The organism is Streptomyces sp. NPDC029041 (assembly GCF_040637515.1).
Taxonomy (GTDB): Bacteria; Actinomycetota; Actinomycetes; order Streptomycetales; family Streptomycetaceae; genus Streptomyces.
This window is the reverse complement of record NZ_JBEZWO010000010.1, coordinates 109,107-132,456: the sequence shown is the minus strand read 5'-3', so window position 1 is coordinate 132,456 and position 23,350 is coordinate 109,107. Positions and strand designations below refer to the sequence as shown.

Sequence of the window (23,350 nt, the reverse complement as noted above, 5' to 3'; positions counted from 1 at the left end):
CGGCTCACCGGACTGGCGCACAATGGGGGGATCGCACGGCTGAAGGGGAACATGCCATGAGCGCCGAGGACCTCGAGAAGTACGAGACCGAGATGGAGCTGAAGCTCTACCGGGAGTACCGCGATGTCGTCGGTCTGTTCAAATACGTGATCGAGACCGAGCGGCGTTTCTACCTCACCAACGACTATGAGATGCAGGTGCACTCGGTCCAGGGTGAGGTGTTCTTCGAGGTCTCCATGGCGGATGCCTGGGTCTGGGACATGTACCGGCCGGCGCGGTTCGTGAAGCAGGTACGAGTGCTCACGTTCAAGGATGTGAACATCGAGGAACTGAACAAGAGCGATCTGGAGCTGCCGAGCGGCTGAGGTTCCTCGTGTGGGTGACGGAGTTGTCCACAGTCGCTGAGCCGTCCACCAAGATCCACTTCGTGGAGGCGGGTGCGTGATCGTTGGCGCCGGAGGTGGTGCCGACATGACCGCACACCTGGCACGCAGTGCCATGGGCAAGTACGGAGAGAGCCTGGCCGCACGGCGGCTGACCGAGGCCGGTCTGACGGTCCTGGAGCGCAACTGGCGCTCCGGCCGGACCGGCGAGATCGACATCGTGGCCAGGGACGGGGACGTCCTGGTCGTCTGCGAGGTGAAGACCCGCAGGGAGGGGCCCTTCCAGCACCCGATGGCGGCCGTGACCCCGCAGAAGGCGGAGCGGCTGCGGGGCCTGGCCGAACGGTGGATCCAGACGCACGGGGGCGCACCGCCCGGCGGGGTCCGCATCGACGTGGTCGGCGTGCTGTTGCCGGCCCGCGGAGCCGCCGTGGTCGAACACGCGCGGGGGGTGGCCTGAATGGCATTCGCCCGTACGTGTTCGGTGGCACTGGTCGGCGTGGAGGGCGTGGTCGTCGAGGTCCAGGCCGACCTCGAACCCGGCGTCGCGGCCTTCACGCTGGTGGGACTGCCCGACAAGAGCCTCACGGAGAGCAAGGACCGGGTGCGCGCCGCGGTCGTCAACTCGGGCGCGGCCTGGCCCCAGAAGAAACTTACCGTCGGCCTGAGCCCGGCCTCGGTCCCTAAGTCCGGCAGCGGCTTCGACCTGGCCGTCGCGGCGGCGGTCCTCGGCGCGGCGGAGCGCATCGACCCCAGGGTCCTGGCCGACATCGTGATGATCGGCGAACTGGGGCTGGACGGGCGGGTGCGACCGGTGCGGGGGGTGTTGCCGGCGGTGCTGGCGGCGGCTGAGGCGGGATATGAGCAGGTGGTGGTGCCGGAGTGTGCGGCCGCCGAGGCGTCCCTTGTGCCCGGGGTGTCGGTGCTGGGCGTGCGCAGTCTGCGGCAGCTGATCGCCATCCTGGCCGACGAACCTGTGCCCGACGAGGAACAGGACGAACTGGGCCGCCCGGACCCGCTCCTTGCCGGTCTCCGGGTGCCGGGCACCGGCGCGGCCACGGGCATGCACAGCATCGGAGCGGCTCAGCACGACCATGGTCACGACTTGGCCGACGTCGTCGGACAGACCTCGGCACGCACGGCTGCGGAGGTGGCCGCAGCGGGTGGGCACCACCTCTTCCTCGAAGGGCCGCCCGGCGCCGGCAAGACGATGCTCGCCGAGCGGCTGCCGGCCATCCTGCCGCGGCTCGGCCGACAGGAGTCGCTGGAGGTGACCGCGGTCCACTCCGTCGCGGGCCTGCTGCCTCCGGGCAAGCCGCTGATCGACGCCGCGCCCTACTGCGCTCCGCACCACTCCGCCACGATGCAGGCACTCGTCGGCGGCGGCCCGGGCATCGCGCGGCCCGGAGCGGTGTCGCTGTCCCACCGCGGAGTGCTGTTTCTCGACGAGACACCGGAATTCAACAGCCAGGCCCTGGACGCGCTCCGCCAGCCGCTGGAGGCCGGGCATGTGGTGATCGCGCGCAGTGCGGGAGTCGTGCGCTTCCCGGCGAAGTTCCTCATGGTGCTCGCGGCCAACCCCTGCCCGTGCGGCCGGTTCTCGCAGCGGGACGACCTCTGCGAGTGCCCGCCCTCGGCCATCCGCCGCTATCAGGCCAGGCTCTCCGGACCGCTGCTCGACCGCGTGGACCTGCGCGTGGAGGTGGATCGCGTCACCCGCTCCCAGCTGGCCGCTTCCGCCGCCCCGGGCGAATCGACCGTGACGGTCGCCGACCGGGTGCGAGCAGCCCGGGAACGGGCCGCGGAGCGCCTGGCCGGGACCCCGTGGTGCACGAACAGCGAGGTGCCCGGCCGGGAGCTGCGCAGCCGCTGGTACGCCGTGCCCGGTGCGATGGACGAGGCCGAGCGAAGCCTGGAACGGGGCGTCCTGACAGCGCGCGGCCTCGACCGCGTCCTGCGTGTGGCCTGGACCGTCGCCGACCTCGTGGGCCACGATCGGCCCGACGCCACGGACGTCGCCCTCGCACTGCAACTGCGCACCGGTGTTCCCCGCGGCGTACCCATGGCCATCGGGGCGTCGACATGAGCCCCCTCGGCGAACCGGACGACGACCTGCTCTCCCGGGTCCTCCTCACGCGCGTCCTCGAGCCCGGGGACGAGGCCGGCGGGCGGTGGGTGCGGGAGCTGGGGGCCCGGGAAGTGGTGCGGCGACTGATGAAGGGCGGGGCCGCTCTGCCGGGGGCGAGCCAGAAGCGCTGGGCCGGACTGGTGGCCAGGGCCGAGGCGGCCCGGCCACGCCGGGATCTCGCGGCCGCCCGGGACGCCGGCGTGCGGTTCGTGCCCCCCGGGGACGCGGAGTGGCCGGGACAGCTCGACGATCTCGGAGACGCCCGGCCCCTGGGGCTGTGGGTGCGCGGGCGGGCCGGTCTGCGCATGTGGGCGCTGCGGTCGGTCGCCGTGGTCGGCGCCCGGGCCTGCACCGAGTACGGGGCCCACATGGCCGCCACCCTCGCGGCGGGGCTCGCCGAGCGGGGCTGGGTCGTGGTGTCGGGCGGCGCCTACGGAGTCGACGGTGCCGCCCATCGCGGAGCCCTCGGGGCCGGTGGCGCCACCGTCGCCGTCCTCGCCTGCGGCGTCGACCGGCCCTACCCCCGGGGTCACGCGCAGCTGATCGGCAGAATCGCCGAACAGGGGCTGGTGATCGGCGAATTGCCACCCGGGGACCACCCCACGCCGAGCCGGTTCATCCTGCGCAACAGAGTGATCGCCGCCCTCACCCGCGGCACGGTCGTCGTCGAGGCGGCCCACCGCAGCGGATCCCTGGTCACCGCGCGGGCGGCACAGCGCCTCGGCCGGCACACGATGGGCGTGCCGGGCCCGGCCACCAGTGCCCTCTCCGCCGGGGTGCACGATCTGCTCCGCGGGGAGGCCGTCCTGGTCACCGACGTCGCGGACGTGGTGGAACTGGTCGGTGGCATGGGAGAGCTGGCTCCCGACCGTCGAGGCCCCGTCCTGCCCCGGGACCTGCTGGAGCCGGCCGCCCGGCAGGTGCTCGACGCGCTGCCGGGACACGGCACGGCCGCGCCGGACGAGATCGCGCGCTCCGCACAGACCGCACCGGACGACGCGATCGCGAGACTGTACGAACTCCGAGCACTCGGTTACGTCGAACGACATGGCGACGGCTGGAAGTTGACACGCCAGGCGGTGATGTCGGTCCGCGACGCTCGCGGACCGTGTTGACGTTCTGTGTTCGGCCGTCCGGGGGAACCCCGACATCCCTTGGAAATGCGCCCAGTTGAGGCCTCGCGGTGATCACACGGAGCGACTGCGTCACCCCGCGGGGGCGTCCTGAGGAACGTATCTGCGCCCACCCCGGCCTCCGCCCTTCGCTCACCGCGACACCACAGTCACGCTACGCTCGCGAGGATCCCGACAAGGACAGGCAACTCGACATCAGACAGACAGCTCACCCCGGCAGCACCACTTCGCAGCAGAACGGCACAAGGCGACGAATGCCCCAGCACACCTCCGGGTCCGACCGGGCGGCCATCCCCCCAGCCGCCCGTGACGGTGGCAGCGTGCGGCCGCCCGCTCCCTCGACGCTCGACGAGCTGTGGCGGTCGTACAAGGCGACGGGGGACGAGCGGCTGCGGGAGCAGTTGATCCTGCATTACTCGCCGCTCGTGAAGTACGTGGCCGGCCGGGTCAGCGTGGGCCTGCCGTCCAACGTGGAGCAGGCGGACTTCGTCTCGTCCGGGGTGTTCGGGCTGATCGACGCGATCGAGAAGTTCGACATCGACCGGGAGATCAAGTTCGAGACCTACGCGATCACCAGGATCCGCGGCGCGATGATCGACGAACTGCGGGCGCTGGACTGGATCCCCCGCTCGGTGCGGCAGAAGGCACGCAACGTGGAGCGGGCGTACGCCACGCTGGAGGCGCGGCTGCGGCGGACGCCGACGGAGGGCGAGGTGGCCTGCGAGATGGGCATCGCCGTCGAGGAACTGCACGCGGTGTTCAGCCAGTTGTCGCTGGCCAACGTGGTGGCCCTGGAGGAGCTGCTGCATGGGGGCGGCGAGGGCGGCGACGGGCTCAGCGTCATGGACACGCTGGAGGACACCGCCGCCGACAACCCCGTCGAGGTCGCCGAGGACCGGGAGCTGAGGAGGTTCCTGGCACGGGCGATCAACACGCTGCCCGAACGGGAGAAGACCGTGGTCACGCTGTACTACTACGAGGGCCTCACCCTGGCCGAGATCGGGAACGTGCTGGGGGTGACCGAGAGCCGGGTCAGCCAGATCCACACCAAGTCAGTACTCCAGCTGAGAGCGAAACTGGCGAGCTTCGGCCGCTGACCCGGCCGGACGCCCTCGGGCCGGGCTCGACCACTCCCGCGTGGCGGGGCGCGTCCGTAGAGTGTTGACGTGCCAAGGATTCGAGCGGCCTCCGTGGCCGAGCACCGGTCGATGCAGCGAGCCGCCCTGCTGGACGCGGCTCGTTCCTTGTTGTCCGAGGGCGGTACGGAGGCGCTGACCTTCCCGGCCCTCGCCGAGCGGACGGGCCTCGCGCGCTCGTCCGTCTACGAGTACTTCCGGTCACGGGCGGCCGTGGTCGAGGAGCTGTGCGAGGTCGACTTCCCGGTCTGGGCGGCGGACGTGTCGGCGGCGATGGAGCGCGCGGATACGGCCGAGGCCAAGGTCGAGGCGTATGTGCGCCAGCAGTTGGAGCTGGTCGGGGACCGGCGGCACCGGGCCGTGGTCGCGATCTCCGCGAGTGAACTCGACGCGGGGGCGCGGGAGAAGATCCGGGCGGCGCACGGCGGGCTGGTCGCGATGATCGTCGAGGCGCTGGGCGAGCTGGGCCACGAGCAGCCCCGGCTCGCGGCGATGCTGGTCCAGGGGGTGGTGGACGCGGCCGTACGCAGGATCGAACTGGGGGCGGCGGAGGAGCCCGCGACCATCGCGGACGCGGCGGTGTCCATGGCGTTGCGGGGTGTGCGGGGCTGAGCCACGTCCACCCGGGGCGGGTGGGTCCGCAGTCCGGTGGAGCCACGCGCGCCGCGCCCACCCTCACCCGAGCCCACGGCTTTACTCGAGCAGCGGCTCCCGTCGCCCCCGCGGCATGACCGCCCGCAGCCGGGTCAGTACACCGGCAGCAGCCTGGAGGGGCCCCGGCTGAGCAACCACGGCGGCAGGAGCGACAGCGGATTCAGATAGGTCTCCCCGCGCCGCAGGCCCCAGTGCACACAAGCAGCCGTGCAGTGCGAGCCGGTCGCGTCCACCGTGCCGATCACCTCGCCCGGTTCCACCTCGTCGCCCTCCGCCACCGACGCCGTCACGGGTTCGTAGGTCGTGCGCAGAGGCGGGTCGCCGGTGCCCGCCAGCTCCACGGAGACCACACCCTTTCCGGCCACCCTGCCCGCGAAGGAGACCCGGCCCGCAGCCACCGCCCGCACCGGCGTTCCCGGTGCCGCCGCCAGGTCGACACCCCGGTGGCCGCGGCCGTAGACCGTCGCCGGCGGTTCCCAGCCGCGCAGGACCGGAGGGCGCAGGCCGACGGGCCAGGCGCGGCCGACCGCCGGCACGGCGGGGTCCTCGAGGAGGGAACCCGCCGCGAGCAGCCGCGGCGGCGGGGCCAGCAAGGCCCACGCCGTGAGGAGCAGCAGCAGGATCAGACGCGTACACACGCGGACACACCGGTTCACTCGCATGGGCAAAGCGTCCCGGAACATCACCCTGCGCAGCCCCCGGCTGTGGATCACCCGCCGGTTGTGGACAACGGCGTCACCCGGGGCCCCGCGGGTCCCGTACACTTCTGGTGGCGACCCGAGCCATCGGGTCGACTTCGCACGCCCCGACACGAACCCCGGCAACGGGCCCGTGTCAGCGCCCCTCGGTCCCTCGTGGAACGGCGCGCAGTGGGCGTCAGGCGCGGAAGCCGTCCGGCATCCGCGGCACAACCGAGAAAATCAAGGAGATACGGCCATGGCCGTCGTCACGATGCGGGAGCTGCTGGAGAGCGGCGTCCACTTCGGTCACCAGACCCGTCGTTGGAACCCGAAGATGAAGCGCTTCATCTTCACGGAGCGCAACGGCATCTACATCATCGACCTGCTCCAGTCGCTGTCGTACATCGACCGCGCCTACGAGTTCGTCAAGGAGACCGTCGCCCACGGCGGCACGGTCATGTTCGTCGGCACCAAGAAGCAGGCGCAGGAGGCCATCGCCGAGCAGGCCACCCGCGTCGGCATGCCCTTCGTCAACCAGCGCTGGCTGGGCGGCATGCTCACCAACTTCTCGACCGTCTACAAGCGTCTGCAGCGCCTCAAGGAGCTCGAGCAGATCGACTTCGAGGACGTCGCCGCCTCCGGTCTGACCAAGAAGGAGCTTCTCGTGCTCTCGCGCGAGAAGGCCAAGCTGGAGAAGACCCTCGGCGGTATCCGCGAGATGCAGAAGGTGCCCAGCGCCGTCTGGATCGTGGACACCAAGAAGGAGCACATCGCCGTTGGTGAGGCCCGGAAGCTGAACATCCCGGTCGTCGCGATCCTCGACACCAACTGCGACCCCGACGAGGTCGACTACAAGATCCCGGGCAACGACGACGCGATCCGCTCCGTCACCCTGCTCACCCGCGTCATCGCCGACGCCGTCGCCGAGGGCCTCATCGCCCGCAGCGGTGTCGCCACCGAGGGCAAGGGCGAGAAGGCCGCGGGCGAGCCGCTGGCCGAGTGGGAGCGCGACCTGCTCGAGGGCGAGAAGAAGGCCGACGAGGCCGCCCCCGCCGCTGAGGCTCCGGTCGCCGAGGCCGCTCCGGCCGAGGCCCCCGCCGCCGAGGCCGAGAAGCCGGCCGAGGACGAGAAGCCGGCCGAGGCCGAGCAGGCCTGACCCCGTCAGTCCCGTGGTGACGGCGGGAGCGGTACTGCCTGCACAGCGCCCTCGGCGCGGTGAGGTCCGCTCCCGCCGTTCACCCGTAGGTCAGCGGAAGGACAGCGCGCTCCTGCTCCATGGAGCGCATCCGCAGATCTTCGATCTTCCAGACTTCGAGAGAGATTCACAGACTCATGGCGAACTACACCGCCGCCGACGTCAAGAAGCTCCGTGAGCTCACGGGCGCCGGCATGATGGACTGCAAGAAGGCGCTGGACGAGGCCGAGGGCAACGTCGAGAAGGCCGTCGAGGCGCTCCGCATCAAGGGCCAGAAGGGCGTCGCCAAGCGCGAGGGCCGCTCCGCCGAGAACGGCGCCGTGGTCTCGATCATCGCCGACGACAACTCCTCCGGCGTCATCGTCGAGCTGAAGTGCGAGACGGACTTCGTCGCCAAGGGCGAGAAGTTCCAGGCCGTCGCCAACCAGATCGCCGAGCACGTCGCCAAGACCTCCCCGGCCGACCTCGAGGCTCTGCTCGCCTCCGAGATCGAGGCCGGCAAGACCGTCCAGGCGTTCGTCGACGAGGCCAACGCCAACCTGGGCGAGAAGATCGTCCTGGACCGCTTCGCGCAGTTCGCCGACGGCTACGTGACGGCGTACATGCACCGCACGATGCCCGACCTGCCCCCGCAGATCGGTGTCCTCGTCGAGCTGGACAAGCCGAACGCGGAGATCGCCAAGGGCGTCGCCCAGCACATCGCCGCCTTCGCGCCGAAGTACCTCTCCAAGGAGGACGTGCCGGCCGAGGTCGTCGAGTCGGAGCGCCGCGTCGCCGAGGAGACCACCCGCGCCGAGGGCAAGCCCGAGGCCGCCCTGCCGAAGATCGTCGAGGGTCGCCTCAACGGCTTCTTCAAGGACGCCACGCTGCTCGGCCAGCCGTACGCGCTCGACAACAAGAAGTCCGTCCAGAAGATCCTGGACGAGGCCGGTGTCACCCTGAAGCGCTTCACGCGCATCAAGGTCGGCATCTGAGTCCGTACCGCGCTCGACGCCCGACCCGGATAGGGTCGACAGCAGTCGTCCGCGTACGCCGTCACACCAGTGGCGGACGACAGCAGATCTGACGAGGAGGCCATTGCCGTATGGGATGCGAAACACGCCCCACCGGCAATGGCCTTCTTGGTATGTGCAACACGTGAAAGAGGCGGGATCCCCCATGACCACCAAGGCCCAGAAGAGCGACGACGGCAAAGTGAGCGGCCGGTTTCTGCTGAAGCTGTCCGGAGAGGCCTTCTCCGGTGGCGGCGGCCTGGGCGTCGACCCCGACGTGGTGCACAAGATCGCCCGCGAGATCGCGGCCGTCGTGCGCGACGGCGCCCAGATCGCGGTCGTCATCGGCGGCGGCAACTTCTTCCGCGGTGCCGAACTCCAGCAGCGAGGCATGGACCGGGCCCGCTCCGACTACATGGGCATGCTCGGCACGGTCATGAACTGCCTCGCCCTCCAGGACTTCCTGGAGAAGGTGGGCGTGGACTGCCGGGTGCAGACCGCCATCACCATGGGCCAGGTCGCCGAGCCGTACATCCCGCTGCGCGCCGTACGGCACCTGGAGAAGGGCCGTGTGGTCATCTTCGGCGCCGGTATGGGCATGCCGTACTTCTCCACCGACACCACCGCCGCGCAGCGCGCCCTGGAGATCGACGCCGAGGCGCTGCTGATGGGCAAGAACGGCGTGGACGGGGTCTACGACTCCGACCCCAAGACCAACCCCGACGCGGTGAAGTTCGATCACCTCGGCTACGGCGAGGTCATCACGCGCGATCTGAAGGTCGCCGACGCCACGGCCGTGACCCTGTGCCGCGACAACAAGCTCCCGATCGTGGTCTTCGAGCTGCTGGCGGAGGGCAACATCTCACGTGCCGTCAAGGGTGAGAAGATCGGCACGCTGGTGGGGGACCCCGGCAGCCGGGACTGACACCCGGGTACAACCCCGTCCGGGGGACGGACGGGACGGAGCCGGGCCGGGGGATGGACAATGTCCCGCCGGTCGGGAACCGTGCAGAAAGAAGACGCGACGCAGCCGGCCGCCGCCCCACAGGAACCGCAGCCGGGCCTACTCAAGACACGCAGGAGCAAGTGGTGATCGAAGAGACCCTCCTCGAGGCCGAGGAGAAGATGGAGAAGGCCGTCGTGGTCGCCAAGGAGGACTTCGCCGCGATCCGCACCGGCCGTGCGCACCCGGCGATGTTCAACAAGATCGTGGCCGAGTACTACGGCGCGCCGACGCCGATCAACCAGCTGGCCTCGTTCTCCGTGCCCGAGCCGCGCATGGCCGTGGTGACCCCGTTCGACAAGACCGCGCTGCGGAACATCGAGCAGGCGATCCGCGACTCCGACCTGGGCGTCAACCCCAGCAACGACGGCAACATCATCCGTGTGGTGTTCCCCGAGCTCACCGAGGAGCGCCGCCGCGAGTACATCAAGGTCGCCAAGGGCAAGGGCGAGGACGCGAAGATCTCGATCCGCTCCGTTCGCCGCAAGGCCAAGGAGGCCATCGACAAGCTGATCAAGGACGGCGAGGTCGGCGAGGACGAGGGCCGCCGTGCGGAGAAGGAGCTCGACGACACCACCGCGAAGTACGTCGCGCAGGTGGACGAGCTCCTGAAGCACAAGGAAGCGGAGCTGCTCGAGGTCTGATGAACGACTCTTCCTGGGGGGCGCCGCCACAGGCCGGGTACTGGGGGCCCACCGACCAAGGGCATGGTCACGGGCACGTCCGGGGTCCGGGCCAGGGGCACGTCCAAGGGGCCGCTCCGGCGGGTCCCGCATACGATGCGTATGAAGCGCCTCAGACTCGCCCCATGCCCATCGTGCCCGACGTGACCGAATTCGGCGGTAACCAGGATGACGACCGGGGAGCTGCTCGGCTGAGCGGCACCCCGGTCCGAAACGACACGAATCCGGAGCCCATGCCCGACGCCTCGCAGCCGGCGCCCAAGCCGCCGAAGAAGAGCGCGGGTCGCGACCTGAGTGCCGCGATAGGGGTCGGCGTCGGGCTCGGTGTGGTGATCGTCGCCTCGCTGTTCGTCGTCAAGGCCGTGTTCGTCGGTGTCGTCGCGGTGGCCGTGGTCGTGGGCCTGTGGGAGCTGACCAAGCGGCTGGAGGAGCGCAGGGGCATCCGGGCGCCGCTCGTGCCGCTGGCGCTCGGTGGTGCCGCGATGGTCGTCGCCGGGTACGTGCGGGGTGCCGAGGGCGCGTGGGTGGCGATGGCGCTCACGGCCCTGGCCGTCCTGGTCTGGCGCATGACCGAACCGCCCGAGAACTATCTGAGGGACGTCACGGCCGGTGTCTTCGCGGCGTTCTACGTGCCGTTCCTCGCGACCTTCGTCGCGATGATGCTGACCGCGGACGACGGGCCGCAGCGGGTGCTCACCTTCCTGCTGCTGACGGTCGTCAGCGACACGGGTGCCTACGCCGTCGGCTGGCGGTTCGGCCGGCACAAGCTCGCCCCGCGCATCAGCCCCGGCAAGACCCGGGAGGGCCTGCTCGGCGCGGTGTCCTTCGCCATGGTCGCGGGGGCCCTGTGCATGCAGTTCCTCATCGACGACGGTGCCTGGTGGCAGGGACTGGTGCTGGGGCTCGCGGTCGCGGTCACCGCAACGCTCGGCGACCTCGGCGAGTCCATGATCAAGCGGGACCTCGGTATCAAGGACATGGGCACGCTGCTGCCCGGGCACGGCGGCATCATGGACCGGCTCGACTCGCTGCTGCCCACGGCTCCGGTGGTGTGGCTGCTGCTCGTGCTGTTCGTCGGATCCGGCTGAGACGAACTCCGTCAGCGAGCCCCCGCCCTTTCGGCCGGGGGCTCGCTGCCGTCTCGGGGAGACGTCCGGGGGCCTGAAGTGGGACGATGCAGATGTACCTCCCAAAGGAGGCCATCATGGCCATCATCCGAGAGAGCATCGTCGTCGACCGCCGTCCCGAGGAGGTCTACGAGTACGTCATGGACGCCGGGCACATGCCGGAGTGGCAGCTGAGCGCCGTGTCCGCGGAGCGCTTGGACGAGGGGCCCGTGGGCATCGGCAGCAAGGTCCGGGTCAGTCGGCACGTCGGCCGCCGTGTCATGCCGATGACCATGGAGGTCACCGAGTACGACCCGCCGCACAGCTGGGGCATGCGCGGTGTCGACGGCCCGGTCCGGGCCCAGGTGCACGGCGAGGTCGAGCCCTACGACGAGGGCCGCCGATCGCACGTCACGATCGACATCGACTTCGAGGGCCACGGCATGGGCAAGGTCCTGGTCCCACTGGTCGTGCGCCCCCAGGCCCGCAAGGAACTCCCACGCAACGAGCAGCTCCTCAAGGACCGACTGGAGCAGACGACCGGGTAAGGCGTCCCTCCGGCGGCTCGGCTCGGCTCAGCGCCGCCGGGGGAACTTCCAGCCGTTCTGCCGCAGCTTGAGCAGAACGAACACGCCGCAGAGTGCCCACACCCCGAGAAAGGCCCACTTGAACCACGGGGGGCCTTGCCGCTTCTCCGCGAGCTGCACCGGGGCCGAGTGGGCCGCGTACGTCAGGTAGAAGGCGGTCATGACTCGCGCGTGCCCCGTCCCTCGGGGGGAACGCAGGGTTTCGCAGGCTCGGGCCCGGTCCGCGCCCAAGCCGTACGAGTCCGCGCGGCGGGGACGCCTAGTCGTCCTCGCCGCTCTGCCGTGAGCGGGAACTCCGGCCCGCACTTTGGGCCAGTTCACTGCCGAGCAGCGTGGCCTTGGCCACACCACGCGCCCAGCGCGGGGCGTCCCCCCGGGCTGTCCAGAACACGCAGACACTGCCGCCGATGACGAGCAGGACGACGACCGACAATATGAGCACGAGCATGCTCGACCCCCGTTTCTTGTGATGGTCGGCCCATCCTGCCAGGCACGCCTCGCTGCGGGTGGCCTACCGGCTGTGCCGGCACCTCACAGGTCCGACCCGTTCGCGCAGGTCGGCGCCTGAGCGAGATGACCGGAGTCCAGGCGGGGGTCCGGCTCGACGAGTGGTACGGGACGACGCATGATCGCACCCGGGCCGTCTCCGGGCCGTCCCGAGGGGCGCTCAGCGGCGACCGGTGACGGCCACCGACGACAGCCGTAGCAGCCTGGCGGCAGCCGCAGCCACCTGACGACAGCCGCAGCCACCTGACGGCCGTAGCCACCGACGGCTGCAGGTCACCCGAGCGGATCTGCGACACTGGGAGGGTTATGCCTGCACCCGGAGAACTCACATTCGTCGCCCCCCGCGGAGCCAAGAAGCCGCCGAGGCATCTCGCCGATCTCACTCCTGCCGAGCGCAAGGAGGCCGTCGCCGCGGTCGGGGAGAAGCCGTTTCGTGCCAAGCAGCTCTCGCAGCACTACTTCGCGCGGTACGCGCATGATCCGGAGCAGTGGACCGACATCCCGGCCGGCTCCCGGGGGCGGCTGCAGGAAGCGCTGCTGCCCGAGCTGATGACCGTCGTGCGGCATCTGTCGACCGACCAGGGCACCACCCGCAAGACCCTGTGGCGGCTGTTCGACGGGACGCTCGTCGAGTCCGTGCTGATGCGCTACCCGGACCGGGTGACCATGTGCATCAGCTCGCAGGCCGGCTGCGGAATGAACTGCCCGTTCTGTGCGACCGGGCAGGCGGGCCTGGACCGGAATCTGTCCACCGCCGAGATCGTGCATCAGATCGTCGACGGCATGCGGGCGCTCAGGGACGGGGAGGTTCCCGGGGGCCCGGCCCGGCTCAGCAACATCGTGTTCATGGGCATGGGCGAGCCGCTCGCGAACTACAACCGGGTCATCGGGTCCATCCGGCGGCTCACCGACCCCGAGCCCGACGGCCTGGGTCTCTCACAGCGTGGCATCACCGTCTCCACCGTCGGCCTCGTCCCGGCCATCCACCGGTTCGCCGACGAGGGCTTCAAGTGCCGTCTCGCCATCTCGCTGCACGCGCCCGACGACGAGCTGCGCGACACCCTCGTGCCGGTGAACACCCGGTGGAAGGTGCGCGAGGTGCTGGACGCCGGCTTCGAGTACAGCGCCAAGTCGGGGCGCCGGCTGTCCATCGAGTACGCGCTGATCCGGGACATCAACGACCAGGCCTGGCGCGGTGACCGGCTCGGACGGCTGCTCAAGGGCAAGCCCGTGCACGTGAACCTGATCCCGCTGAACCCGACGCCCGGCTCCAAGTGGACCGCCTCGCGACCCGAGGACGAGAAGGCGTTCGTGGAGGCGATCGCCGCCCATGGTGTGCCGGTGACGATCCGGGACACCCGTGGCCAGGAGATCGACGGGGCGTGTGGTCAGCTCGCCGCCACCGAACGGTAGTCTGACCGCCGTAAGAACATCTGCATATTCCGACAGGGGAGCGCCACAGCGCTGAGAGTGCGGCACACGGCCGCAGACCCTCCGAACCTGGCCCAGGTCATTCTGGGTAGGGAGATCGGTCATCACTCGAGCTGTTGCGCCCTGCCCGGGACCCCGGAAGTCCCGGGCGGGGCCGCGTCTTCTCCTGGTCACTCCAGGAGGAATCCAGTGCGTAACAACATCAAGCGGCTGACGGCGGCGGTCGTCGGGCTCGGCATGGCCGGCACGCTCGCCGCCTGCGGGTCGTCCGGCGGCGGCCAGGAGTCCGGCGACTCCAAGACCGTGACGCTCGTCAGCCACGACTCGTGGGCCGCGTCCAAGGACGTCATCGCGGCCTTCGAGAAGCAGTCCGGGTACAAGGTCCAGGTCCTCAAGGACGGCGACGCCGGGCAGGCCGTGAACAAGGCCATCCTCACCAAGGACAACCCGCAAGGCGACGTCTTCTTCGGCGTCGACAACACGCTGCTGTCCCGCGCCCTCGACAACGGCCTCTTCCAGTCGTACGAGGCGAAGGGATCCGACCTGATCCTGCCCGAGTACCGCGTCGACCAGGACAAGCACCGGGTCACCCCCATCGACACCGGCGACATCTGCGTCAACTACGACAAGAAGTACTTCGCCGACCGCAAGCTGGCGCCTCCGCGGACTCTCCACGACCTGGTCAAGCCCGCGTACAAGGACCTGCTCGTCACCGAGAACGCCTCCTCGTCCTCGCCCGGCCTGGGCTTCCTGCTCGGCACGGTCGCGGAGTACGGCGACGACGGGTGGGAGGGCTACTGGATGAAGCTCAAGGCCAACGGCGTGAAGGTCGTCGACGGCTGGGAGCAGGCCTACAACGAGGAGTTCTCCGGCTCCAGCAGCGGCAAGAAGGCCAAGGGCGACCGGCCGCTCGTCGTGTCGTACGCCTCCTCGCCGCCCGCCGAGGTGCTGTACGCCGACCCGAAGCCGACGGCCGCCCCGACCGGGGTCGCCGAGGGCACCTGCTTCCGGCAGGTCGAGTACGCGGGGCTGCTCAGCAACGCCGAGAACACCAAGGGCGGCAAGGCCCTCCTCGACTTCCTCATCAGCAAGAGGTTCCAGGACGACATGCCGCTCAACATGTTCGTCTACCCGGTGCGCGAGGGCGCCCAGGTGCCGCCGGAGTTCGCGAAGTACGGGCCGCAGGCGAAGGACCCGGAGACCATGGCCCCGGCGAAGATCGCCGACCACCGTGACCAGTGGGTCAAGTCGTGGATTTCACTCGTTCTGAAGTAGCCCGCAGGAGGCGCGGAAGCGCGGCGCGGCTCGGTCTGCTCACCGTGCCCGTCGCGTTCTTCGCCGTCTTCTTCGCCTACCCCGTCGCCGCGATCGTCGCGCGCGGTCTCAAGGCGGACGGGACCTGGCACCTCGGGCGGATCGGGGAGGTGCTGGCGCAGTCCGACGTCCGGCACGTCCTGTGGTTCACCACCTGGCAGGCGCTGGTCTCCACCGCGCTCACGCTGCTCGTCGCCCTCCCCGGTGCGTACGTCTTCGCCCGCTTGGACTTCCCCGGCAAGCAGGTCCTGCGGGCGGTCGTGACCGTCCCGTTCGTGCTGCCGACGGTCGTCGTCGGCACGGCGTTCCTGGCGCTCGTCGGGCGGGGCGGGCTGCTCGACGAGCTGTGGGGCGTACGGCTGGACACCACCGTGTGGGCGATCCTGCTCGCGCACGTCTTCTTCAACTACGCGGTCGTCGTCCGGACCGTCGGCGGGCTCTGGGCGCAGCTCGACCCGCGGCAGGAGGAGGCCGCGCGCATGCTCGGGGCGTCCCCGCTGCGGGCCTGGCGGCAGGTCACCCTGCCCGCGCTCGCCCCGGCCGTGGCCGCCGCCGCGCTGATGGTCTTCCTGTTCACCTTCACCTCCTTCGGCGTCGTGCAGATCCTCGGCGGGCCCACCTTCTCCACCCTGGAGGTGGAGATCTACCGGCAGACCTCGGAGATCTTCGACCTGTCCACGGCGGCCGTGCTGACTCTCGTCCAGTTCGTCGCGGTGGGCGCGATCCTCGCCCTGCACGCCTGGACCGTGCGGCGGCGGGAGACCGCGCTGCGGCTGGTGGACGCGTCCGTGACCGGGCGCAGGCCACGGGGAGCGGGGCAGTGGGCACTGCTCGGCGGGGTGCTCGTCACCGTCGCCGTGCTGCTCGTGCTGCCGCTCGCCGTGCTGGTGCAGCGGTCCCTGGGCGCGCCGGACCTCGGCTACTACCGGGCGCTGACCCGCGAGGACGGGGGAGTGTTCCTGGTCGCGCCCATCGAGGCGATCGGCAACTCCCTGTCGTACGCCGTCGCCGCCACGCTCATCGCCGTGCTGATCGGCGGGCTCGCCGCGGCCGCGCTCACCCGCCGGGACGCCGGACGGTTCGTGCGCGGCTTCGACGCGCTGCTGATGCTGCCGCTCGGGGTGTCCGCGGTGACCGTCGGCTTCGGGTTCCTGATCTCCCTCGACGAGCCGCCGCTGGACCTCAGGGCCTCCTGGATCCTGGTGCCGCTCGCGCAGGCGCTGGTCGGGGTGCCGTTCGTGGTGCGGACCATGCTGCCCGTGCTGCGGGCGGTGGACGTGCGGCTGCGGGAGGCGGCCTCGGTGCTCGGGGCCTCGCCCTGGCGGGTGTGGCGGGAGGTGGACCTGCCGATGGTGCGGCGGGCGCTGCTGATCGCGGCCGGGTTCGCCTTCGCCGTGTCGCTCGGGGAGTTCGGCGCGACGGTGTTCATCGCGCGCCCCGACCGGCCGACGCTGCCGGTGGCCGTGGCCCGGCTGCTCGGGCGGCCCGGAGACCTCAACTACGGCCAGGCCATGGCCCTTTCGACGATGCTGATGGTGGTGTGCGCGGTGGCCCTGCTGGTGCTGGAGAGGCTGCGGACGGACCGGACGGGGGAGTTCTAGATGCTGTTGAGCCTGGAAGGCGCGACGGTCCGTTTCGGCGGGACTACGGTGCTGGACGCCGTCGATCTGGAGCTCGCCGAGCACGAGATCGTGTGTGTGCTCGGGCCGAGCGGCAGCGGCAAGTCGACCCTGCTGCGGGCGGTGGCCGGGCTGCAGCCGCTCGACGCCGGCCGGATCGTGCTCGACGGGCGTGACCAGGCAGGCGTGCCCGCGCACCGGCGCGGGGTCGGGCTGATGTTCCAGGACCACCAGCTCTTCCCGCAGCGGGACGTGGCAGGCAACGTGGCGTTCGGGTTGCGGATGCGCGGCGAGCCGAAGCGGCAAAGGGCAGAGCGGGTCCAGGAATTGCTGGACCTCGTGGGCCTGCCGGGTGCGGGCCGCCGGGCCGTCGCCGCGCTGTCCGGCGGGGAGCAGCAGCGGGTGGCACTGGCCCGGGCCCTCGCGCCGAACCCGCGGCTGCTGATGCTGGATGAGCCGCTGGGGCAGCTCGACCGGTCGCTGCGGGAACGGCTGGTGGTCGAACTGAAGGAACTGTTCGGCCGGTTGGGCACGACCGTGCTCGCCGTGACGCACGACCAGGGGGAGGCCTTCGCGCTGGCCGACCGGGTCGTGGTGATGCGGGACGGGCGGATCACCCAGTCCGGTACCCCCCTGGAGGTGTGGCAGCGACCCGCCGACGCCTTCGTGGCCCGCTTCCTCGGCTTCGAGAACGTGGCCGAGGCGACCGTCGGGACGGAGGCGGCGGACACGCCCTGGGGCAAGGTGCCGGTACCGGAGGGCGCCCCGCAGGGCACCCGTACCCTGCTGGTGCGGCCCGCCGGGGTGCGCCTGGTGGCCGCCGACACGGGCCTGCGCTGCACGGTGACCGCGCGCACCTTCAAGGGCACCCACGTCGCCCTCCACCTCCAGCCCCAGGACGCTCCGCGCCTGGAGGCGGCGTGCGCGCTGCGGGCGGCACCCGGGGTGGGGGACGAGGTCGGCGTGGCATTCGACGCGGCGGAAATCGTGGTGCTCGACTGATCGTCCCCGCCCTAGGGTGCGGGCATGACGCCACTCACACACGACCGCTACTGCGATGAAATCGCCTATCAGGTACGTCTGTTGAGATCTGTGGTCACTTCCGGTGCCGACCTGTCCGGCACGGTGCCGACCTGCCCGGACTGGTCACTGGAGGACCTCGTACGGCACCTGGGCGGTGCCCTGCGCTGGGTGGAGTTCATCGTGCGGACCCGAGCCGGTGAGGAGGTGCCCGAGGAGCGGGTACCGGGTCTCGCCGGGCCCGAGGCGCGGGGGGATGCCGTCGTGCTGGACGCCTGGCTGGCGGAGGCGGGGAAGCAGGTCGTCGCCACGCTGCGGGAGGCAGGCCCCGGTGCGGAGGTGTGGAGTTGGGCGGGAATCCGCAACTCCGGCTTCTGGGCCCGCCGGGTGACACATGAGATCACCGTGCACCGCGCCGACGCCGCACTCGCCGCCGGGCAGCCCTACGAGGTCGCGCCCGAGGTCGCCGCCGACGCGATCGACGAATGGCTGCAGATCGTGGCGTACGTGCAGCGGACCATGCCGCACGACTCGGCGGGGGAATTGCGCGGCGCCGGCCGCGGCATCCACCTCCACGCCACCGACACCGGGCCGGAACTGAACGCCGAGTGGCTCGTGGAACTCACCGACGACGGCATCGCCTGGCGCCGGGGTCACCGGAAGGCGGACGTGGCCCTGCGCGGGCCGCTCACCTCGGTCCTGCTGGCGTTCTACCGCCGGCTTCCGCTTGAGGCACCGGAGTTGGAGGTGCTGGGCGAGCGGGAACTGCTGGAGTTCTGGCTGGAGCGGGCGACGTTCGGATGAGACGTGACGTGGCCCGCCCCCCGGGTCGGGGGACGGGCCACGTCACGGTCGGCGCGGGCGTCAGCTGTCGCTGTTGGCTCCGCGGCGGCGCATGCCGAAGAACACCGCACCGCCACCGACGACGACCAGGGCCGCCGCGATGCCGGCGATGAGGCCGGTGTTGGAGTCGGCACCGGTCTCGGCGAGGTTGGAGTCACCGGCCGGAGCGGGCGCGTTGCCCGCCGGCGAGCTGCTCCGGCTCTCCGACGGCTCCGGCGCCGGGCTCTCGCTCTCCTCGGCGGGCTTCGACGGGGACGCCGACGGGGTCGGAGTCGCCGGGGTCGGAGTCGCCGGGGGAGTCGAAGCCGGGGGCTCCTCCTCCTTCTTGCAGGCCGTGGCCGGGGTGACGAGGTTCGGCTTGATGTCCTCGTCGACGTACGAAGCGGCCTTGACGTGGATGCGGTACTCGGCGTTCGCCTTCCAGTCGTCGGCGAAGGTGATGGTGGTGCCTTCGCGTGAGCCCTTGACGACCTGCTCGCCGACCTTCTTCGCGTCGGCGCCGTTGTTCTGCAGGTAGACGGTGACCGTCGCCGGGATGCCGGCGGGGTCCACGTCGGTGACCGTGATGACGCCCTTGTCGCCATCGCACTTCGCCTCGGCGGAGAACTCGCTGATGTCGCAGGCGAGCGCGTTGCCGGCGGTGCCGAGCGCGAGCGCGGCCGAGGCGGAGACGACACCGAGGACGCGCACGGCACGTGCGCGGCGGGATACGGACAGAACTGCCACGTTTGTCCTTTACAGGATCGCTAATGCGGGGGGCTGAGGCAGTGTTGACTGAGCATCAGCACTACCGTGAGACCCTCAGGTCTATAAGCGCCGCATAAGTAGTGTCAACGCATATGCAGCCTGCAAGCACTTGCTTTGCCTTCTTATTAACCGCCCAGACGTTTCAACGCCTCGGGCGCCTCCTCGATCCGCTCCACCAGCGCGATCCGCGCCTCCATCGAGCGCCCCCCGGCCAGCGACCGGAGCAGCGGCCACGCGGGCAGCTTCTCCGTCCAGTGCACGCGGTTCACCAGCACCATCGGCGTGGGTTCGCCGCGCGACTCGTAGTAGTTGGGCGTCGCGTTGTCGAAGATCTCCTGGACGGTCCCGGCGGCTCCCGGCAGGAACACCACGCCCGCGTTCGACCGGGCCAGCAGGCCGTCCTCACGGGTGGCGTTGGCGAAGTACTTGGCGATGTGGGAGGCGAAGGCGTTCGGCGGCTCGTGGCCGTAGAACCAGGTCGGGATGCCGACCGAACGGCCGCCCTGGGGCCAGCGGGTGCGGATCTCGAAGGCGGCCGCGGCCCACTGGGTGATCGACGGGGTGAAGTGCGGTGCCTTGCCCAGGAGTTCCAGCGACTCGGTGAGCATCGTGTCGTCGAAGGGGGCTGCGTAGGCGCCGAGGTTCGCCGCCTCCATGGCGCCCGGGCCGCCGCCGGTCGCGACCGTGAAGCCGGCCCTGGCCAGCTCCCGGCCGAGCCGTGCGGCGCCGGCGTACTCCTCGGTGCCGCGGGCCATCGCGTGACCGCCCATGACGCCCACGACCCGGGCCCCGGACAGGAGTTCGTCGAGCGCGTCCGAGACGGAGTCGTCGTGGATCGAGCGCAGCATGGACGCGTGGATGTCGCGGTCCGCCTTCGTGCGCTGGAACCAGGCGTAGGCGAGGGCGTCGGGCGTGGCCTCGTAGCCGTCGGCCAGCGACGCGAAGAGTTCCTCCGGCGAGTAGACGAGGCCGCGGTACGGGTCGAACGGCAGACCCGGTACCGGGGGGAAGACCAGGGCGCCGTCGCCGCGGACCTTGGCGGCCGCGTCCTCGCGCATCGCGCAGCCGAGGAAGACGGCGCCGGCGGTGTCGTGGGTGAGCAGTTCGCGCGTACGGTCCGTCAGATCGACGGCCTGGACGCGGTATCCGGCGAGGCTGCCGCGCGCCGAGACGGTCGCGTCGAACTCCTCGAGGCTCTCTATCTCACGGTCGTCGTGGTGGGCCGCATGGGCGGGCATCGTCTGCACGCGCCCATGCTGGCACAGCCACCGTCAGCCCTGGAGGGCCGCCGGGTCCATCCACACGACCTCGAAGGTGTGGCCGTCCACGTCGTCGAAGGCGCGGCCGTACATGAAGCCGTGGTCCTGGGTCTCGCCCGAGACGGAACCGCCCGCCGCGACCGCCTTCTCGACCAGCTCGTCGACCTTCTCGCGGCTCTCGGCGCTCAGCGCGATCAGCACCTCGCTGGTCCTCGTCGAGTCCGCGACCTCCTTCTTGGTGAACTGGAGGTACTTCTCCTCGGTGTGCACCATGACCACGATGGTCTCGCTGATCACGACCGAGGCGGTCGTGTCGTCGCTGAACTGCTCGTTGATCGTGAAGCCGAGCTCCGTGAAGAACTTCTTCGAGGCGTCGAGGTCGCCGGTGCACAGGTTCACGAAGATCATCTGCTGGTACATGCCAGGTCTCTCCCATCACGTCCGTGTCGTTACGCGGGATAGACCGGGGGCCGGACCGGAACTCATCGCCGCACGGAGATTTTTTTCGTACGAGTTTTCCGGCGGGGCCGCGGGCCTCAGCGTGCCAGGGGCAGCGCCGCCAGTTCCGCGACCGTCAGGGTGAGGGGACCGAACAGGGCGAGCAGGGCGCACGCGCGCAGGGCGGCGGCGCCGCGCAGCAGCGTTGCCGGGGCGCCGAGCCGCAGCAGTGCGGCGGTGGTGCCGGCGCGGGCCTGACGGGCTTCGACGGCGGCCGTCAGGAGCGTCGCCGTGGTGCAGCCGGTCACGAGGACCACGCCGAGGGTGGTGAGCGGACCGAGTGCGAGTCCGTCGGGGGCGTGCAGCAGCGCCATGGCCCACGCGGCGGACAGGACCGCGCAGACGACGCCCAGAGGGCGCCCGATGCGAACGGACTCCGCCATCAGGATGCGACCGGCCAGGAGCCGCCGGGCGCCGGGGCGGGCCGACTGGAGCAGCCGTCCGCACAGATGCGTCAGGCCCGGGCCGGCCAGGGCCAGGCCGGCGGCGGCCAGGGCCCAGCCCGCCATCACGCCGGGGGAGGCGCCGGAGAAGGACAGGTCGGGGGGCGTGGGGGAGGTGCGGCTCGTGTAGCTCTCCACCGCCAGGCCCGCGGCCAGCACCGTGAAGCCCCAGGGCAGACCGGAGGGGGCGGCGGTGGTGTCCGGCAGGGCCGCGTCGGGGGCGGTGAAGCCGTCGGGGGTGTCGAGGGTCGCGGTGGGTGAGCCCGGGTGCCTCGTCAGGGCCCCCGCTGGACTGATGGCGCCTGCCGCGTCCGGCTCCGCCGCGCGCGGGCTGAGCCACTGGGCGGGATCGACGGCCGGGGCGCTCGCGGCCGCTGCCTCCGGTGAGGCCGGGTGGGGGGCCGAGGGGAGCCGGGCGGGGTTCCCGGCGTCCGTCTGCGGGGTGGCCGGCTCAGCCGGTCCGGCGAGCGTGCGGCCCGGCACCCGGGCCGGTGGGTCCGCGACCGCGCTCACCCCGCCGGGACCCGCGACCGCCGCCGTGGCCGGCTCGGTCGTCCGGGCGGTGGGCGGGCCGCCCTTCGCGGCGGGCTCCGCGGCAGGGCCGCCCGTGGGCCGGACGATCTGCCGGCCGAACCTGCCGTACGCCCCGAACGTCTCGCGGGCGCTGGTGCGCCGGTACGCGCCGAAGCGGCCGTACGTCCGGGCCGGCCGGGGCTCGGCGGGCGCCGTCTCGCGCGGCCGCAGGGCCAGGGCCACCGCCACCGACGCGCCGACGGGCACGAGCGACAACAGGGTCAGGGCGGCCGGAAGCGGCAGGGGCAGGCCCGCGGCGAGGGACTCGGCGGCGGCGCCGTCGAAGGGCATGCCCATCAGGTCGCCCCGCAGATGCAGGAAGACCAGCAGGGCCAGCATCGAGCCGAGTGTGCAGGCCAGCGCCGTCGTCGTCGCCGACACGGCCATCAGGCGCACCGGGCCGAGGCCGATCGCCGAGAGAGAAGCGCGGGGCTTGGTGCCGGGGTCGGTACGGGCGACCGCCACCGCGAAGTACACGGTGGCGGCCGTCGGGGCCGCGCACCAGGCCAGCCGCAGCGCGGCGGAACCGGGAGCGCCGGGGTGTCCCAGCGCGTAGCCGAGGGCGCAGAGCAGCAGGAAGCCCGTGCCCGCCGATGCGGCCGCCACCAGGAGACGGCGCAGCTGGACGGCGGGGTGGGCGCCGCGCGTCAGACGGAGAGCGAGCACGCCGCCCGGCCTTCCGGCTCGTTGGTCTCGGCGACCGGCGGGAGGTGCACCGTCTGCACGCGCCGCCCGTCGAGCAGGGACACCGTGCGGTCGGCGAGGGCCGCGGTCTCCGGATCGTGGGTGGCCAGGACGACGGTGATGCGGTGGGAGCGGGCCGCGGTGGTGAGGGTGCGCAGCACATGGGCGCGGTCGGCGCGGTGCAGGGGCGCCGTGGGCTCGTCGGCGAACAGCACCGAGGGCGCGGGGGCCAGCGCGCGGGCGATGCAGACCCGCTGCCGCTGGGCCTGCACCAGCTGGTGGGGCCGCTTGCGGGCGCTGTCGCCGATGTCCAGGCGCTCCAGCCACTCCAGGGCCGCCTTCTTGGCGCGGCGCCGGCTGGTGCCGCGCAGCATCAGCGGCAGGGCGGTGTTCTCCCAGGCGTTGAGCTCCGGGACCAGGGAGGGGGCCGGGTCGATCCAGCCGAAGCGGTCGCGGCGCAGCCGCTCGCGGGTGAGGGGGCCCATGGTGTGCACGGGCACGCTGTTGAACCAGACCTCGCCGCGCCGGACGGGCACCAGGCCGGACAGGCACCGCAGCAGGGTCGTCTTGCCGCTGCCGCGCGGGCCGCTCAGGGCGAGGATCTCGCCCTCGCGCACGCCGAGCGACACGCCGCAGAGCGCGGGCGAGCCGTCGTCGTGCTGGAAGTGCAGGGCGCGTGCCCAGAGCACGTCGTTGTCCGGCGGGGCCTCCATGCGCGTACACCTCGGTTCA

At 71.3% G+C, this 23,350-nt stretch carries 25 protein-coding genes and 1 riboswitch; of the genes, 17 read left to right on the top strand and 8 right to left on the bottom strand.

Annotated elements, in window-relative coordinates; all coding sequences use genetic code 11:
- Window positions 1–56 precede the first annotated feature (56 nt).
- The 6 genes from AB0F04_RS26115 (at window position 57) to AB0F04_RS26090 (ending at window position 5,392) form a co-directional block, all read left to right on the top strand.
- On the top strand, window positions 57–365 hold the full coding sequence (locus tag AB0F04_RS26115; protein ID WP_003993268.1) for a DUF2469 domain-containing protein: 309 nt from the start codon (window positions 57–59) through the stop codon (window positions 363–365).
- Window positions 366–441: 76 nt separating this feature from the next.
- Entirely contained in the window at window positions 442–843 is a 402-nt protein-coding gene (locus tag AB0F04_RS26110) for a YraN family protein (RefSeq protein ID WP_362045101.1), read from the top strand.
- Window positions 844–2,469, top strand: a complete 1,626-nt coding sequence (locus AB0F04_RS26105) for a YifB family Mg chelatase-like AAA ATPase (protein ID WP_362045098.1) — start codon at window positions 844–846, stop codon at window positions 2,467–2,469.
- The gene (gene dprA, locus AB0F04_RS26100; protein ID WP_362045095.1) at window positions 2,466–3,626 is read left to right on the top strand and encodes a DNA-processing protein DprA; all 1,161 of its coding nucleotides are present in this window, start codon (window positions 2,466–2,468) and stop codon (window positions 3,624–3,626) included. Before AB0F04_RS26105 ends, dprA begins: the two co-directional genes overlap by 4 nt.
- Window positions 3,627–3,898: 272 nt before the next feature.
- Complete coding sequence (whiG, locus tag AB0F04_RS26095) at window positions 3,899–4,741, top strand: RNA polymerase sigma factor WhiG (protein WP_190902793.1); 843 nt, start codon at window positions 3,899–3,901, stop codon at window positions 4,739–4,741.
- Between the two features lie 93 nt (window positions 4,742–4,834).
- On the top strand, window positions 4,835–5,392 hold the full coding sequence (locus AB0F04_RS26090; RefSeq protein WP_362045524.1) for a helix-turn-helix domain-containing protein: 558 nt from the start codon (window positions 4,835–4,837) through the stop codon (window positions 5,390–5,392).
- A 134-nt stretch (window positions 5,393–5,526) separates the two neighbouring features.
- On the opposite strand, the gene AB0F04_RS26085 is transcribed toward AB0F04_RS26090, so the two are convergent.
- Window positions 5,527–6,096: a M23 family metallopeptidase gene (locus tag AB0F04_RS26085; RefSeq protein ID WP_362045093.1), complete on the bottom strand. Its 570-nt coding sequence runs from the start codon at window positions 6,094–6,096 to the stop codon at window positions 5,527–5,529.
- 274 nt (window positions 6,097–6,370) lie between these two features.
- Here AB0F04_RS26085 and rpsB point away from each other — a divergent pair, with 274 nt between their 5' ends.
- The 6 genes from rpsB to AB0F04_RS26055 all read left to right on the top strand — a co-directional run bounded on the left by rpsB (window position 6,371) and on the right by AB0F04_RS26055 (window position 11,641).
- Complete coding sequence (gene rpsB / locus AB0F04_RS26080; protein WP_362045091.1) at window positions 6,371–7,270, top strand: 30S ribosomal protein S2; 900 nt, start codon at window positions 6,371–6,373, stop codon at window positions 7,268–7,270.
- A gap of 176 nt (window positions 7,271–7,446) precedes the next feature.
- Window positions 7,447–8,283 carry a translation elongation factor Ts gene (gene tsf / locus AB0F04_RS26075; protein ID WP_362045089.1) on the top strand — a complete coding sequence of 279 codons (837 nt, stop codon included), beginning with the start codon at window positions 7,447–7,449 and terminating at the stop codon, window positions 8,281–8,283.
- 184 nt (window positions 8,284–8,467) lie between these two features.
- A complete protein-coding gene (gene pyrH, locus AB0F04_RS26070; RefSeq protein ID WP_053668723.1) occupies window positions 8,468–9,226 on the top strand; it encodes a UMP kinase in 759 nt (252 codons plus the stop codon).
- Window positions 9,227–9,390: 164 nt separating this feature from the next.
- Window positions 9,391–9,948, top strand: a complete 558-nt coding sequence (gene frr, locus AB0F04_RS26065; protein ID WP_053668722.1) for a ribosome recycling factor — start codon at window positions 9,391–9,393, stop codon at window positions 9,946–9,948.
- Complete coding sequence (locus tag AB0F04_RS26060) at window positions 9,948–11,075, top strand: phosphatidate cytidylyltransferase (protein ID WP_362045086.1); 1,128 nt, start codon at window positions 9,948–9,950, stop codon at window positions 11,073–11,075. The genes frr and AB0F04_RS26060 overlap by 1 nt, the downstream gene beginning before the upstream one ends.
- A gap of 116 nt (window positions 11,076–11,191) precedes the next feature.
- The gene (locus AB0F04_RS26055) at window positions 11,192–11,641 is read left to right on the top strand and encodes an SRPBCC family protein (RefSeq protein WP_362045085.1); all 450 of its coding nucleotides are present in this window, start codon (window positions 11,192–11,194) and stop codon (window positions 11,639–11,641) included.
- Window positions 11,642–11,668: 27 nt separating this feature from the next.
- Here AB0F04_RS26055 and AB0F04_RS26050 read toward each other — a convergent pair whose 3' ends face one another.
- Both AB0F04_RS26050 and AB0F04_RS26045 read right to left on the bottom strand, forming a co-directional pair.
- Window positions 11,669–11,842 carry a hypothetical protein gene (locus tag AB0F04_RS26050; protein WP_362045083.1) on the bottom strand — a complete coding sequence of 58 codons (174 nt, stop codon included), beginning with the start codon at window positions 11,840–11,842 and terminating at the stop codon, window positions 11,669–11,671.
- Between the two features lie 97 nt (window positions 11,843–11,939).
- The gene (locus AB0F04_RS26045; RefSeq protein WP_362045081.1) at window positions 11,940–12,128 is read right to left on the bottom strand and encodes a hypothetical protein; all 189 of its coding nucleotides are present in this window, start codon (window positions 12,126–12,128) and stop codon (window positions 11,940–11,942) included.
- Window positions 12,129–12,493: 365 nt separating this feature from the next.
- Between AB0F04_RS26045 and rlmN the strand changes: the two genes are divergently transcribed.
- From rlmN to AB0F04_RS26020, 5 genes are all read left to right on the top strand, one after another.
- Window positions 12,494–13,600, top strand: coding sequence for a 23S rRNA (adenine(2503)-C(2))-methyltransferase RlmN (gene rlmN, locus AB0F04_RS26040; RefSeq protein ID WP_362045079.1), 1,107 nt, complete (start codon window positions 12,494–12,496; stop codon window positions 13,598–13,600).
- 24 nt (window positions 13,601–13,624) lie between these two features.
- A riboswitch (TPP riboswitch) is annotated at window positions 13,625–13,731 on the top strand.
- 124 nt (window positions 13,732–13,855) lie between these two features.
- Window positions 13,856–14,893 (top strand): thiamine ABC transporter substrate-binding protein, encoded by a 1,038-nt coding sequence (locus AB0F04_RS26035; RefSeq protein WP_362045521.1) that lies wholly within the window; start codon window positions 13,856–13,858, stop codon window positions 14,891–14,893.
- Window positions 14,869–16,533, top strand: coding sequence for an iron ABC transporter permease (locus tag AB0F04_RS26030; protein ID WP_362045077.1), 1,665 nt, complete (start codon window positions 14,869–14,871; stop codon window positions 16,531–16,533). Before AB0F04_RS26035 ends, AB0F04_RS26030 begins: the two co-directional genes overlap by 25 nt.
- Complete coding sequence (locus AB0F04_RS26025) at window positions 16,534–17,553, top strand: ABC transporter ATP-binding protein (RefSeq protein ID WP_362045075.1); 1,020 nt, start codon at window positions 16,534–16,536, stop codon at window positions 17,551–17,553. It abuts the gene before it with no gap.
- 24 nt (window positions 17,554–17,577) lie between these two features.
- The gene (locus AB0F04_RS26020; protein ID WP_362045073.1) at window positions 17,578–18,375 is read left to right on the top strand and encodes a maleylpyruvate isomerase family mycothiol-dependent enzyme; all 798 of its coding nucleotides are present in this window, start codon (window positions 17,578–17,580) and stop codon (window positions 18,373–18,375) included.
- A 60-nt stretch (window positions 18,376–18,435) separates the two neighbouring features.
- Here the strand turns inward: AB0F04_RS26020 and AB0F04_RS26015 are convergent, their stop codons facing one another.
- The 5 genes from AB0F04_RS26015 to AB0F04_RS25995 all read right to left on the bottom strand — a co-directional run bounded on the left by AB0F04_RS26015 (window position 18,436) and on the right by AB0F04_RS25995 (window position 23,331).
- Entirely contained in the window at window positions 18,436–19,140 is a 705-nt protein-coding gene (locus tag AB0F04_RS26015; RefSeq protein ID WP_362045071.1) for an LAETG motif-containing sortase-dependent surface protein, read from the bottom strand.
- A gap of 146 nt (window positions 19,141–19,286) precedes the next feature.
- Window positions 19,287–20,408 carry an LOG family protein gene (locus AB0F04_RS26010; protein ID WP_362045070.1) on the bottom strand — a complete coding sequence of 374 codons (1,122 nt, stop codon included), beginning with the start codon at window positions 20,406–20,408 and terminating at the stop codon, window positions 19,287–19,289.
- A 24-nt stretch (window positions 20,409–20,432) separates the two neighbouring features.
- Window positions 20,433–20,840: a VOC family protein gene (locus AB0F04_RS26005; protein ID WP_362045066.1), complete on the bottom strand. Its 408-nt coding sequence runs from the start codon at window positions 20,838–20,840 to the stop codon at window positions 20,433–20,435.
- 116 nt (window positions 20,841–20,956) lie between these two features.
- Complete coding sequence (locus AB0F04_RS26000) at window positions 20,957–22,600, bottom strand: hypothetical protein (protein WP_362045064.1); 1,644 nt, start codon at window positions 22,598–22,600, stop codon at window positions 20,957–20,959.
- Entirely contained in the window at window positions 22,582–23,331 is a 750-nt protein-coding gene (locus tag AB0F04_RS25995) for an ATP-binding cassette domain-containing protein (RefSeq protein ID WP_362045062.1), read from the bottom strand. Before AB0F04_RS25995 ends, AB0F04_RS26000 begins: the two co-directional genes overlap by 19 nt.
- Window positions 23,332–23,350 lie beyond the last annotated feature (19 nt).